The sequence below is a fragment of the Shewanella sp. GutCb genome, assembly GCF_002836135.1.
Taxonomy (GTDB): domain Bacteria; phylum Pseudomonadota; class Gammaproteobacteria; order Enterobacterales; family Shewanellaceae; genus Shewanella.
Window position 1 is genome coordinate 89,628 of the sequence record NZ_PJBL01000022.1, and the last position, 14,352, is coordinate 103,979.

Genomic DNA, 14,352 nt, shown 5'->3' on the forward strand with positions numbered 1-14,352 from the left:
ATGATGAATTTGGCTGAATTTGCGATTAAACAGCGTCTGTTTGTGCTGTTCTTTAGCGTATTATGTGTGATTGTCGGTATCATTTCCTATTTTGAGCTGGGTAAGCTGGAAGACCCTACTTTTACGGTTAAAAGCGCAGTAGTCGTGACGCTTTATCCCGGTGCTTCTGCAAAAGAAGTTGAGTTACAAGTTACTGATAAAATTGAGACTAAGCTACAAGAAATGGGCTCAGTGTGGAAGCTGCGCTCTTTGTCTCGTCCTGGTAGTTCGATGATTTTTGTCGATTTAAAAGAAACGACTAATTCTGATGAGTTACCACAGGAGTGGGATTTACTGAGACGCAAGGTCAATGACGTTAAGCTTACTTTACCTGTTACCGCGCAAGTCAGCATAGTGCAAGATGAGTTCTCAGAAGTGTACGGCATGTTATTCAGTGTCTATGGCGAGAACGCTCAGCCTGAAGCGTTACGTCAATACGCAAAAGAGCTACAACGTCGAATTAAGACCGTTGATGGCATTAAGAAAGTCCAGCTTCACGGGGTCCAAAGTCAGGCGGTTTATATTGACCTTCCTGATGCGCGATTAGCCCAGTACGGGATCTCTTCTGCACAGGTGATTAATCAGTTAGCAACCCAGAACTTAACCTATAACAGCGGTAGCTTTGCAGCTGACAATGAGCGTATTCGTGTTGACCAAAGTAGCGCCTTTAAGTCCATTGATGATATTAAAGCGCTCACAATTAAAGGAGGGTTCGGCGACTACAGCACGGGACTGTTAAGATTGGGAGATATTGCCGATGTCAGCTTAGGTTACCAAGCCCCCGCAATGACTTTGAGTCGTTTCAATGGTAAGCAAGCCGTTACACTGGCCGTGAGTCCGGTTTCTGGAATTAATGTCGTTAGCTTGGGTGAAAGCTTAACCCAGATCATTGCTGAATATCAGCAAGAGCTGCCGATAGGCATTGAAATTGGCACTATTGCTTTTCAGCCAGACGAAGTGCAAAAGTCTGTAGAAGATTTTGTGGTGAACCTACTTGAGAGTGTCACAATTGTATTTGTTGTGCTGCTTATTTTTATGGGCTTTAAAAGCGCAACCATTGTTGGTGGCAGCTTAGTTTTTACCATCTTGTTAACCCTCATTTATATGTACCTTGCAGGGGTCGACCTTCAACGCGTCTCGTTAGGAACCTTTATTTTGGCACTGGGCATGCTAGTCGATAACGCGATTGTTATCACCGACCTGTTCGTGGTGAAGTTAAATAAGGGGATTGATCGCACTAAAGCTGCAGTTGATTCAGTCAAAGAGACATCTAAACCCTTATTTGCAGCCACAATTATTGCCATCATGGGCTCTAGCCCTGTCTTGTTTTCGCAAACTGATTCGGGTGAATTTGCTGGTTCAGTATTCGTTATTATGTGTTCCTCACTGCTATTTTCGTGGCTTGTGGCAGTCACACTCACACCGCTATTGTGCTGGTTATGGATAAAGCCAAGCACGAAAAAGGTAGATGCTAACGCCAAACCAAGTCGTTACCAATTATCGGTTAACTGGACGGTGATGAATCCAGTCAAAGCGATTTCTATGGTCGTGCCGTTGTTATTGGTGACAGCGTTGGCAGCCTCTTATGTCGCTATCAATTTTATTCCTAGCTCTGACCGCCCTATGGTCTTCTTAGATTACTGGTTACCCAATGGTGCTAAGATAGAAAGCACTTCAGCTGACATGAAGAAAATTGAAGGCTGGTTGATAAAACAACCCGAAGTGGCGGTTATCTCGAGTTACGTAGGGGCAAGTGCACCAAGATTCTCAGTCACAGTAGAACCAGAACCTTTTGATACGAGTTATGGGCAAATCGTGATTAATGTAGTTGATTACGAGGCTATTGAGTCGCTCACCAAACGGGGTGATATATGGCTGGCAAATAACTTTCCGGGCTCTGAGCCTCGCTTTAGAAACCTAAAGCTGGCGACTAAAGATAAATACAGTGTTGAAGCACGTTTCTCTGGCCCTGATCCACAGGTCCTGCATAGATTGTCGGCTGAAGCTCAAGTTATCATGCAGGCAAACAGTAATACCAAGTATGTTCGTGATGACTGGCGTCAGCTGAGTAAAGTGATTAAACCAGTGGTAAACCAGGAGCAGGCTCGCCGAGCAGGTATCAATCGCACCGATATTTCCCTTGCGATTAAGCGAGCCACAGAGGGCGTCACTGTGGGTACATTGAATCAGGGGGATCAGCTAATTCCTATTAGTTTCAGAAGCGCAAATGCTGATCTAAGTAGCTTAGAAACCTTACCTGTTCGTTCATTGCTAGGCGTTAACAGTGTGCCGTTAGGGCAGGTGGTTGATAGCTTTGAGCTGAAGAGCGAAGAGAGCATTATCTGGCGCCGCAATCGTGTGCCAACAATTACAGCCCAAGCGGATGTGTTTGATGCGACGCCTGCTGTAGTGCGTAATCAGATAAAAGATCAAATTGAAGCCATTAAGCTCCCAGCGGGCTATGCATTTAATTGGGGCGGTGAATACTACGATGAAAACCGAACTATCACCGACACGTTAAGCCAGTTACCTAAGGCGCTACTGATGATGGTGGTGATTATGGTGGCGATGTTTAATGGCTTTAAGCAGCCTGCAATCATTTTAATCACTCTGCCATTAGCGGCTATAGGTGTGACTTGGACCTTACTCTTGCTAGACAAACCCTTTGGCTTTATGGCGTTGATTGGTGCCATTACGCTATCGGGCATGATTATTAAAAATGGCATTGTACTGATGGACCAAATTGAGCTTGAACGGGCTAATAACAAGCCATTACAAGAAGCAGTAAAAGCGGCAACCCTTAATCGTACGATGGCGATCTCTATGGGTGCACTGACAACAGCATTAGGGATGATCCCACTATTAAGCGATAGATTGTTTGACCAAATGGCAGCAACAATTATTGGCGGATTAGCAGCGGCGACAGTGTTATCACTGTTTATTATGCCGGCCTTCTACTGCCTGTTTTATCGCAACTGCGATGATAAGGCAGAAGCAACTGACCCAATATTTTCTAGTGCCGCTATGGAGCAAAAATAATATGAATCTCTATAAAATTGCGCCGTTAGCGATTGCTATGATCATGACTGGTTGCGCAGTAGGACCTGATTATCAGGCGCCGACCACTAACTTAGACAGCGAATATTTGTATCAAGATACAGCTGGGACGGTTGCTGGTGAGCGAAGCGCGGCTAATACCGATGCATGGTGGACGCAGTTTAATGATCCTATTTTGAATCAGTTGGTCATTGATGCGCAAAATCAAGCGATCCCGCTAAAGATCGCAGCGCAACGCATCAGAATGGCGCAGTCTTATCAAAGTGCGATTGAGTCATTTAAAGTGCCTACGGTTAATCTGGGCGCGGGTTTTGGTAACTATCAGATCAGTGATAATGACCCTTTACTGGGGGGCGCGATAACCGCGACTAACCCTGTTAGTGGTGAAGAGTTGGGCTTGGTTGATGATAACAATAGCGCTTTCTTTGCGGGAGCGACCATTGCGTGGGAGGCGGATCTCTTTGGCAGAATAGACCGGCTAGCAAATGCCGCCGCTATCCGCAAAGAACAGATGATCATTATGCGTGAAGGCTTAACAGCACTGATTACTTCTGATGTGATCCATAATTACCTGCAAATGCGTGGCGCTCAAGAACGTAAGCAGATCGCACTGCACACGGTTGAAGATCAACAGAAGACGCTCAAATTAGTGCAATTAATGGTTAAGAGCGGTTATGGATCAAAACTTGATGAAGCACGTGCTAAAGCCATGTTAGCAGTGACAAAATCTGTTGTGCCACAACTTAATATTGCTGAAAATGCCCATAAACAGCGCTTAGCCATCTTGCTAGGTGAAACGCCAAAACAGGGTGAACAACGCTTTAGTCAACCTATGCCACTGCCTAATTTTGATGGCGTTATCCCAACAGGCTTGCCATCTGACTTACTTAACCGCAGACCGGATATCAGGATTGCCGAGCGCGAGATGGCAGCGCTTAATGAAGAGCGCGCTGCAGCCATCGCCGCTCAATATCCAAAAGTATTCTTAACGGGTGCTCCTGGTGTTTTGGCAAAAGACTTTGACGACTTGTTTAGCAGTGACTCCATAGCATGGGCCGGTAGCATAGGTGTGAGTTGGAATGTTTTTGATGGTGGTCGAGGTGATGCCATTGTTGAAATGCAAGAGGCACGGTTCGATTCCAGTGTTCTCAGCTATCAACATGCAGTGATTGCCGCTTTTGGTGAGGTTGAAACCTTATTGCAGGGCTACGGCTATAGCCAGCAATATGTGCAACTCGTCAGCGAAGCAGAAGCTGAGACCACTAATGCGGTCAATAAAGCCAAATCACTGTACAAAGCGGGACTCAGTGGCTATTTGTCTATTTTGGACGCGCAGCGTCAAGAAAATATGATTAAAGACCGTGTGGTTGCTGCAAAATTACAAACTGCGCATATGACCATTGGCCTCCATAAAGCCCTTGGGGGTAACTGGCAGGTTGAGAATGCTCCTGCTCACTAATCTTTATTTTTAGTCAATCTATATAAGCAGCACTCAGTGCTGCTTTTTTTATTAAAAACGAGACACTAAAGCTGCAACTAGCCTAGGGAGTGTGGTTCTTTGACGGTTGTTTTTACCGCAGTTTATTGGCAGTTTTGACAAGGCGGAGGCTATGTCGTTTAGTCATTCTCCACAAATAACCTACAACACAGTCAAAATAATCAAGAAGCGCGACCTTGCGTTATCTATAAAGGATATTGTCGACACTTGTTGACTTCATGCTAGTGCCTATATTTGTCCCCACAATGCAAATGTGACTCGTGAAATTAAAACCAATAAAGAGCAGTTCTGAGTCTATTTGATAATACTCTAAATCTTGAGGTTTAATCTGTAACTTTAATATAACCTCATGAATCTAAACATTACTGTAGTGATTTTAAAGACTGATCATTTAAAGTTCGCTCCTTGTTATGCTGCTATTGAGTGCTAAAAATTAGAGATTCTTACTGTCAGTTAAATTTGCCATATTTATGTGGGTGAACAAAAGTTGTCCATTATGCTTTACTCTACTTTGTCGACAATTTAGGGCTAAAGTGTTGACTAGGTCACATAATGACGCTAAATTGTCGACAATCCTTTTAGCAGAACTCAACGATGGTTTATGACATTTTTCACCGAACAGCCAGTAACGTCAGCAGATAAGACCTTTTTTCAGCTACGTAAAGATATCGTAGAAGGGGCTATATTGGCGGGTTCTAAGTTAAGTGAAACCGAGTTGTCGACAAAGTATGCCGTTAGTCGAGCGGTGATCCGTGAAGCGATTAACCGTTTAGAGGCAAGCCATTTAGTTGAGCGCAAAGCCAACGTTGGTGCAAGAGTGGTGACATTAACACCTGAAGGTTTGATTGAGCTTTATCAGGTCCGTGAGTCACTCGAAGGCATGGCGGCACGCTTAGCGGCACAAAATATGACAGATGGCGAAATCACCGATCTGCAATCGCTGCTCAATTCTCATTTTGAAAAAGTGCAATCGGGCCAGTCTTATTATCAAGAAGCGGGTGATGTCGATTTCCATTATCGCATTATTGTTGGTAGCAAAAACAAACACCTTATTTCGATGCTGACGGATGGTATTTATCATCTTGTACGCATGTATCGCGTTCAGTTGGGAATGAGTGGACCGCGTGTGACCACCGCTTTTGATGAACATAAACACATAGTACAAGCGATTTGTAACCGAGATGCGGAGCTCGCTGAAATGCTAATGCGTCGTCATATCTTGTATTCAAAATCGAGTATTGAGAGCAAGCTTTTGAGCTAAATAGCTCAACGAATAGTGAAACCGTTAGATCATAAAAACGTAATCAATAGACCGTTAAGTCATCATTATCATCTTCACAGGGCCCAGCTTGTATAAGCTATTTATACAAGTCGTTTAAACAAGCTGTGTGAGCAACAAAGAAAGGAACAGCACATGAGCGCAGGTAAGAAGTTTCGCGAGGCACTAGTTGCCAATAGTCCGCTACAAATTGTCGGTACCATTAATGCTTATTCAGCAATGATGGCGAAAAAAATTGGTCACCAAGCTATTTACTTATCTGGTGGCGGCGTTGCAAACGCATCGTACGGCTTACCTGATTTGGGCATGACATCCCTAAACGATGTGATTGTTGATGTGCAGCGTATTACTTCTGCATGTGATCTGCCGTTGTTAGTTGATATCGATACTGGCTGGGGCGGCGCGTTCAATATCGCCAAAACGGTTCGCGATATGGAAAAAGCCGGTGCAGCTGCTGTGCATATGGAAGATCAAGTTGCGCAAAAACGCTGTGGTCATCGTCCAAATAAAGAGATTGTGTCAACAGAAGAGATGGTCGACCGTATTAAAGCGGCTGTCGATGCTCGTACCGATCCAGATTTCTTCATTATGGCCCGTACAGATTCATTCGGACAAGAAGGACTTGAAGCGGCCATTGCACGTGCTAAAGCTTATGTTGCTGCTGGCGCCGATGGTATTTTCGCGGAAGCGGTTAAAACCGAAGAACATTACCGCGCCTTTGCTGACGCGCTGGATGTGCCTATTCTCGCCAATATCACTGAATTTGGCCAAACCGAGCTGTGGAACAAAGAGCAGTTAGGTGAGTGGGGCGCGTCTATGGTGCTTTATCCATTAAGTGCGTTTAGAGCAATGAACAAAGCAGCGGAAATGGTTTATACCTCGATTCTAGACCACGGCGACCAAAAGGCGGTGGTTGATTCTATGCAAACGCGTATGGATCTTTACGACTACCTTGGTTATCACGACTATGAGCAAAAGCTAGATAGTTTATTTGCTGAAGGTAAAAACCTTTAAGCAAGCATCAACACGCTCGACAGCAGTACCTTACAAAACAAATCTAAAGCGCGATGAAATTGCGTTTTAGAATAAAAATATAAATACCCGCAGTCGTCATTTGACGGGTAACAAAAAATAGAAGGAAGATAGAAATGGCTGATACTAAAAAGGTAGATAAGAAGTTAGCGGGTGCAGGACTACGTGGTCAAAGTGCAGGTGAGACAACGCTTTGTACCGTGGGTAAATCAGGTTCAGGTCTAACCTATTGTGGTTATGATATATCTGACTTGGCAGATAACGCGACATTTGAAGAGGTCGCTTACTTGCTTTTTAATGGCGAACTGCCAAACCAAACTCAGCTGGATCACTACAAAACAGCGCTTTTTGCACAGCGCGATCTGCCACAAGCATTAAAAGAGGTGCTGCAACGCATTCCAGCTGATGCTCATCCAATGGATGTGATGCGCACCGGTTGTTCTTTCTTAGGTAACTTAGAACCAGAGAATGACTTTAGCGAGCAAACTACCTCGGCAAACCGCTTATTAGCCGCGTTTCCGGCCATCATGTGTTACTGGTACAAATTCTCTCACGACGGTGTAGAGATAGATTGTGTTACCGATGAAGCGTCTATAGGCGGTCATTTCTTACACCTGCTTAATGGCAAAGCGCCATCAGAGCAGCATCGCCGTGTTATGGATGTATCACTGATTCTTTATGCAGAGCATGAGTTTAACGCATCAACCTTTACCGCCCGCGTTTGTGCATCAACGCTATCAGATATGTACTCGTGCATTACGGGTGCTATCGGTACGTTACGTGGTCCACTGCATGGTGGCGCAAACGAAGCGGCAATGGATATGATCCAAAAGTTCAGCTCTCCAAGCGACGCCAAAGAGCAAATGGCGGGCATGCTTGCACGTAAAGAGAAGATAATGGGTTTTGGACATGCCATCTACAGTACCTCTGATCCACGTAATGTGATTATCAAATCTTGGTCTGAGAAGCTGGCTCACGAGTCTGGTGATACTTCACTTTATGATATCTCTGTCGCGTGTGAAGAGTTTATGTGGGACAGCAAGAAACTATTTTGTAACGCTGACTTCTTCCATGCGTCGGCTTATCACTTTATGGGCATTCCAACTAAGTTGTTTACCCCTATATTTGTCTGTTCACGTCTTACGGGCTGGGCGGCACACGTTATGGAACAGCGTACTAATAATCGCATTATTCGTCCAAGTGCAGATTACACCGGTAGCGATCCGCGTAAGGTTTCTCCGATAAGTGAAAGATAATCAATAGAAATTAGTAGTGGCAATTTATTCTATTGTCACTACTTAAAAAACTATTGATTTTAATCGGTTTTATTCTATCTAATAATTTCAATGCAAAGCGGGCTCACTTCGTAAAAGAAGTGACCGTAAATGAATAAGACCCCACCCAACGTGATGTCATGCTTTTTAAGTGGAACGCCTTATGAATACAACCTACCGTAAACCGTTACCTGGTACTGAATTAGATTTTTTTGATACCGAGGCTGCAGTTAATGCGATTAGCCCAGATGCTTATCGTAAGCTGCCATATTGTTCTCGTGTTTATGCCGAGAACTTAGTGCGTCGCTGCAACCCAGAAACGCTAACTGACTGTTTAAAGCAGATCATTGAGCGCAAAAGTGATTTAGACTTCCCTTGGTATCCTGCTCGAGTAGTGTGTCACGATATTCTAGGCCAAACTGCCTTGGTTGATTTAGCAGGTCTGCGTGATGCTATTGCAGATAGGGGCGGGGATCCTTCAAAAGTAAATCCAGTGGTACCAACACAGCTGATAGTCGACCATTCGTTGGCTGTAGAGCACGCCGGTTTTGAGAAAGACGCGTTTGAGAAAAACCGCGCTATTGAAGATCGACGTAATGAAGATCGCTTTCATTTTATTAACTGGACCAAAACGGCCTTTAAGAACATTGATGTGATCCAGCCAGGTAACGGCATCATGCATCAAATCAACTTAGAGAAGATGTCTCCCGTGGTGCAGGCTCGAGAAGGTGTGGCGTTTCCGGACACCTTAGTGGGTACCGACAGCCATACACCTCATGTTGATGCACTGGGTGTTATTGCCATTGGTGTTGGCGGTCTTGAAGCTGAAAGTGTCATGCTTGGCCGACCATCTTATATGCGTCTGCCAGATATTGTGGGTGTTGAGCTGGTGGGTAAGCGCCAAGATGGCATTACGGCAACTGATATTGTGCTCGCTATTACTGAATTTTTACGCAATGAAAAAGTCGTTTCTACTTACCTTGAGTTTTATGGTGAAGGCGCTGCAAACCTAACGTTGGGCGACCGAGCAACCATCTCAAACATGACGCCAGAGTTTGGTGCAACAGCGGCGATGTTTTATATCGATGATAAGACCATCGATTACCTTAAACTCACAGGCCGTGAAGACAAGCAAGTTAAGCTCGTTGAAACCTATGCAAAACGTGCAGGCCTATGGGCTGATACATTAACTGAGGTTGAGTACGAGCGGGTACTGCGTTTTGACCTGTCCAGTGTCGGGCGTAATATTGCAGGTCCATCTAACCCTCATCGCCGAGTATCAACCAAGGATCTTGCCGAAAAAGGCATTAGTGGCGTAGTTGAAAATGAAGAGGGCTTAATGCCTGATGGCGCCTGCATTATTGCGGCGATCACCAGCTGTACTAACACATCAAACCCCCGCAACGTGATTGCCGCAGGACTTATTGCTCGCAACGCGAATGCTAAAGGGTTAACCCGTAAACCATGGGTAAAAACCTCACTCGCTCCAGGTTCAAAAGCGGTACAGCTTTATCTTGAAGATGCCAATCTGCTAACAGAACTTGAAGCATTAGGCTTTGGTATTGTCGGTTTTGCCTGCACAACGTGTAACGGCATGAGCGGCGCACTGGACCCAGTGATTCAGCAAGAAGTGATTGAACGCGATTTGTACACCACTGCGGTACTGTCTGGTAACCGTAACTTCGATGGCCGAATTCATCCATACGCCAAACAAGCGTTTTTAGCATCACCACCACTCGTCGTCGCTTACGCGATTGCGGGAACAATCCGTTTTGATATCGAAAAAGATGTGCTGGGTACCGACGCGGATGGTAATGCCATTATGCTAAAAGATCTGTGGCCATCCGATGAAGAGATTGATGCGGTCATTGCTCAAAGTGTTAAACCTGAGCAGTTCCGCAAAGTCTACGAACCCATGTTCGATATTAAAGTTGAATACGGCTCTGAAAACGATCCACAGTACGATTGGCGTCCACAGAGTACCTATATTCGCCGTCCTCCTTACTGGGACGGAGCACTAGCCGGTGAGCGCACAATGAAAGGCATGCGTCCATTAGCGGTACTTGGCGATAATATTACCACTGACCATTTGTCACCTTCGAATGCGATTATGCTCGACAGTGCAGCAGGGGCATATTTAGATAAAATGGGCCTACCTGAAGTTGACTTTAACTCGTATGCAACTCATCGCGGCGATCATTTAACCGCGCAACGTGCCACCTTTGCCAACCCTAAGTTATTTAATGAAATGGTCACTAAGCTTGGCAAAACCGGTGAAGTTGAAGTGAAGCAGGGCTCTTTTGCACGTATCGAGCCAGAAGGCACTGAATCGCGTATGTGGGAAGCGATTGAGACCTATATGGAGCGTAAGCAGCCGTTGATCATTATTGCGGGTGCAGACTATGGCCAAGGTTCAAGCCGTGACTGGGCAGCAAAAGGTGTTCGTCTTGCGGGTGTTGAAGTGATTGTCGCCGAAGGATTTGAGCGTATTCACCGCACTAACCTTGTAGGTATGGGGGTATTGCCGCTTGAATTTACTAATAATGAAAACCGTCATACTCATCAAATCGATGGAACAGAAACCTATGATGTGATGGGTGATCGCACGCCTGGCGCTGCACTGACCGTGATTATGACGCGCAGCAATGGTGAGAGCGTTGAAATAGCCGTTAAGTGCCGCTTGGATACCGCCGAAGAGGTGTCTATCTATGAAGCTGGCGGTATTTTACAACGCTTCGCCAATGACTTTTTAGAGTCTTCAGTCGCGTAGACTTTATATTTTGCAACGCAGATGAGATCCCGCAAGTAAATGCTTGTAGGCTCTGCAGCGACATCCCCGTCGCCGCAGCTCATCTTCGCGGCAATAACGCCATTGACTCAGTGCATCGACTGCCCGCGCAGGGTTTACTTGCTCTGACGGTGTTATGTTAGCGCATAAGAACCTAAGCTCACGGTTCTTGTGACGGCGCCGCGATCTGTTGTACCCAATATTAGCAATCTAACGGTAATCCTTATGACGCGTAACACAGTACATTTACCCCAGATTAAAGTACCAGCAACCTATATGCGTGGCGGCACCAGTAAAGGTGTATTTTTTAATTTAACTGATCTGCCACTAGCAGCGCAGGTGGCAGGTCCCGCTCGTGATTCACTGCTACTTCGAGTGATCGGTAGCCCAGATCCTTACGGCAAGCAAACCGACGGTATGGGTGGGGCAACCTCAAGTACCAGTAAAACGGTGATTGTGGCAAGCAGTACTCAGCCCGATCATGATGTCGATTACCTTTTCGGACAAGTCGCTATTGATAAGGCTTTTGTCGATTGGAGTGGTAACTGCGGTAATTTATCTGCCGCGGTTGGCTCGTTTGCCATTAGCTGCGGACTTGTTGATAGCAGCCGTATTCCTGAAAATGGGATTGCAGTGGTTAGAATTTGGCAAAAAAACATCAGTAAAACCATTATTGCCCATGTGCCTATCACCAATGGTGAAGTGCAAGAAACCGGTGACTTTGAACTTGATGGTGTCACATTCCCAGCCGCTGAAGTGCAGGTCGAGTTTATGGACCCCGCCGATGGCGAAGGAGCTATGTTCCCCACTGGCAATCTAATCGATGACTTAATCGTACCGACTGACGTTGTCGCTGCTGGGGTGTTAAAAGCCACCATGATTAACGCAGGCATTCCTACCGTGTTTGTTAACGCACAAGATCTTGGTTATAGCGGTGCCGAATTGCAAGAGGCGATAAACAGTGACGCTAACGCGTTAACGATGTTTGAAACCATACGCGCTTATGGCGCCGTGCAAATGGGGCTTATTAGCCATATAGATGAAGCTGCTGGTCGGCAACATACCCCAAAAGTGGCCATCGTCGCCGCGCCTATTAATTACACGTCTTCAAGTGGCAAGGCTATCGCTAAAGGCGATATCGACCTTAACGTGCGCGCCTTATCTATGGGCAAGTTACATCACGCAATGATGGGCACTGCTGCAGTAGCCATTGGCACCGCAGCCGCAATTCCTGGCACGCTGGTAAGTATTGCTGCCGGTAACGTTGAACGTGAGTCTGTGCTATTTGGCCATCCATCTGGCACCTTAAAAGTGGGTGCTCAAGCAAAACGAGTTGATGGTCAATGGAAGGTGAACAAAGCAGTTATGAGCCGCAGCGCTCGAATACTGATGGAAGGTTGGGTGAGGGTGCCAAGCGATACTGTTTAAACATAACGGTAACCTAGCTGGTTAATCTAAACATAAGAAGCAGAACACCAATGTACGTGTTCTGCTTGTTATGCTAAAAATCACTTTCTTCAGTCCAGTCTTTTAGCTTTTCTAATATCTCTAACGCGGTGCGACCAAACTCGGTTATCTCATAAGTGACAGCAATAGGGCGAGTACAAATCACCTCTCTGATAACCAGTCCTTGGCTCTCTAGCTCTTTAAGACGTTGATCAACCATTTTCTTACTGGCACCTCCTAACATGCGTGACAGCTCATTGAATCGTACTGGCCCATCTTTTAAATGCCACAAAATAGACGCTTTCCACTTGCCGCCTAAAATGCGCATTCCTCGCTCGATAAGGCAAGGCTGCTCGCAGTTTTGAATATTTATTTTTTCATCTTTAGTCATTGTATTTAAAGTCTTATTTATCATGTCGCAATCAAATTTACAGTGGTTACTAAAAGTATACTGGTTGCTTTAATTCTCCACTCTAGCAAAATATGCCCTAAGAACCAAAGATAAATTGCTCTGCATCACGATAAGTGAATGCCTTTTTAAGGAAGCAAATAGATGACAATGCTAATATCTTACGATCCAATCGATCAAAAACCACTCGGCGAAGTTCCCGTCACCACGATTGAACGTATGCCAGACTTGGTTAGCCAAGCAAAAAAAGCACAGAAAACGTGGGCTAAGTTATCGTTAATAGAACGCCAGAAAAAAGTGGTTCAAGCTTATCAGAATCTTGCAAAAGTGCAGGAGTCGCTGGCGCTATTAATCAGCAAAGAGATGGGAAAGGATTACCGCAGAGCAGGTTATGAGGCGGCAGGTACAGTGCAAAATGCTGATTACTTTTGCCAAGAAATTGTTGCAGCGTTGCAGCCCGAATCTTTGGGGCATGGCGCTGAGCTGCAATATAAGCCTTTGGGCGTGGTCGCTGTTATCTCACCGTGGAATTATCCGCTGGCGATGGCGAATAACTTGCTACTGCCTGCGCTCATGGCGGGTAATAGCGTGATATTAAAACCATCAGAAGAAACCCCCTTGGTGGCCGACTTGTTCGTTAACACACTTAACGAAGTATTGCCGGTCGGCGTATTGCAAGTCGCTCACGGTGGGGCTGACACCGGTAAGGCGTTAGTCAATGCCGATATTAATATGGTGGCTTTCACCGGTTCGCTTGATGCGGGCAAACACATAATGGCGTCGGCGGCATCGTCTCTTAAAAGACTCGTGATGGAGCTTGGCGGTAACGATCCTATGATCGTCATGGCAACGGCTGATATTGATAAAGCGGTGCAGTATGCCGTGGCAAGTTCATTTGAGAATGCAGGACAGATGTGTACGTCGACTGAACGGGTCTATGTCGATGCGCGAGTTGCCGATGAGTTTGAGCAAAAGGTGGTGGCGCTTGCTCGCCGCTACCGAGTGGGCGCTTGGGATCAAACTGGCGTTAATATAGGGCCGATTGTTAATCATAAGCAGCATCAGGGCATTATCTCACAGCTTAAAGATGCCGAGCAGAAAGGTGCAAAATTCCTTTTAGGCCAAGCGCATTATGAAACGCCTTTTGTACAGCCAACGGTTGTTACAAATATCACCCCTGATATGCAGTTAGAGACGCATGAAACCTTTGGCCCTATTGTTGCCATCAGTCGTTTCAATCATATATCTGAAGCCATTGAACGCGCAAATGCGAGCCCTTATGGACTTGGTGCAGCGGTATTTGGCGGCGTTGGCGCTGCAGATGTTGCAGAGCAGATGGAGGCTGGCATGGTGGGCGTAAATCAAGGTGCTGGTGGAGCAGGGCCTTGGGTCGGTGCTAAGCAAAGTGGCTTTGGTTTTCATGGCACGGCGGCTGGCCACCGACAATTTGCTCAAGTAAGAGTGCTCAGTAAATAGAATCACTCGGTGCAGCACCTTATGTCGTTAATAGCGTCAGTAACCATCACATAA

General features: G+C 45.8%; 9 protein-coding genes. 8 read left to right on the forward strand and 1 reads right to left on the reverse strand.

The features are described from left to right. The first annotated feature begins 3 nt into the window (after nucleotides 1–3). From CXF86_RS13550 to prpF, 7 genes are all read left to right on the forward strand, one after another. Nucleotides 4–3,078 carry an efflux RND transporter permease subunit gene (locus CXF86_RS13550; RefSeq protein WP_180961066.1) on the forward strand — a complete coding sequence of 1,025 codons (3,075 nt, stop codon included), beginning with the start codon at nucleotides 4–6 and terminating at the stop codon, nucleotides 3,076–3,078. A gap of 1 nt (nucleotide 3,079) precedes the next feature. Continuing rightward, nucleotides 3,080–4,555, forward strand: a complete 1,476-nt coding sequence (locus tag CXF86_RS13555; RefSeq protein ID WP_102039214.1) for an efflux transporter outer membrane subunit — start codon at nucleotides 3,080–3,082, stop codon at nucleotides 4,553–4,555. A 640-nt stretch (nucleotides 4,556–5,195) separates the two neighbouring features. Continuing rightward, nucleotides 5,196–5,855, forward strand: a complete 660-nt coding sequence (locus CXF86_RS13560; protein ID WP_101092084.1) for a GntR family transcriptional regulator — start codon at nucleotides 5,196–5,198, stop codon at nucleotides 5,853–5,855. Between the two features lie 153 nt (nucleotides 5,856–6,008). Further along, a complete protein-coding gene (prpB, locus tag CXF86_RS13565; protein WP_101092085.1) occupies nucleotides 6,009–6,887 on the forward strand; it encodes a methylisocitrate lyase in 879 nt (292 codons plus the stop codon). A gap of 134 nt (nucleotides 6,888–7,021) precedes the next feature. After that, nucleotides 7,022–8,161, forward strand: a complete 1,140-nt coding sequence (gene prpC / locus CXF86_RS13570; protein ID WP_102039215.1) for a bifunctional 2-methylcitrate synthase/citrate synthase — start codon at nucleotides 7,022–7,024, stop codon at nucleotides 8,159–8,161. Between the two features lie 181 nt (nucleotides 8,162–8,342). Next, nucleotides 8,343–10,949, forward strand: coding sequence for a Fe/S-dependent 2-methylisocitrate dehydratase AcnD (gene acnD, locus CXF86_RS13575; protein WP_102039216.1), 2,607 nt, complete (start codon nucleotides 8,343–8,345; stop codon nucleotides 10,947–10,949). A 243-nt stretch (nucleotides 10,950–11,192) separates the two neighbouring features. Then, on the forward strand, nucleotides 11,193–12,395 hold the full coding sequence (gene prpF, locus CXF86_RS13580; protein ID WP_102039217.1) for a 2-methylaconitate cis-trans isomerase PrpF: 1,203 nt from the start codon (nucleotides 11,193–11,195) through the stop codon (nucleotides 12,393–12,395). Nucleotides 12,396–12,468: 73 nt separating this feature from the next. Here prpF and CXF86_RS13585 read toward each other — a convergent pair whose 3' ends face one another. Further along, entirely contained in the window at nucleotides 12,469–12,825 is a 357-nt protein-coding gene (locus CXF86_RS13585) for a winged helix-turn-helix transcriptional regulator (RefSeq protein WP_374702340.1), read from the reverse strand. Nucleotides 12,826–12,966: 141 nt separating this feature from the next. On the opposite strand from CXF86_RS13585, the gene CXF86_RS13590 reads away from it, so the two are divergent. Further along, nucleotides 12,967–14,298, forward strand: a complete 1,332-nt coding sequence (locus tag CXF86_RS13590) for an aldehyde dehydrogenase family protein (protein ID WP_102039218.1) — start codon at nucleotides 12,967–12,969, stop codon at nucleotides 14,296–14,298. Nucleotides 14,299–14,352 lie beyond the last annotated feature (54 nt).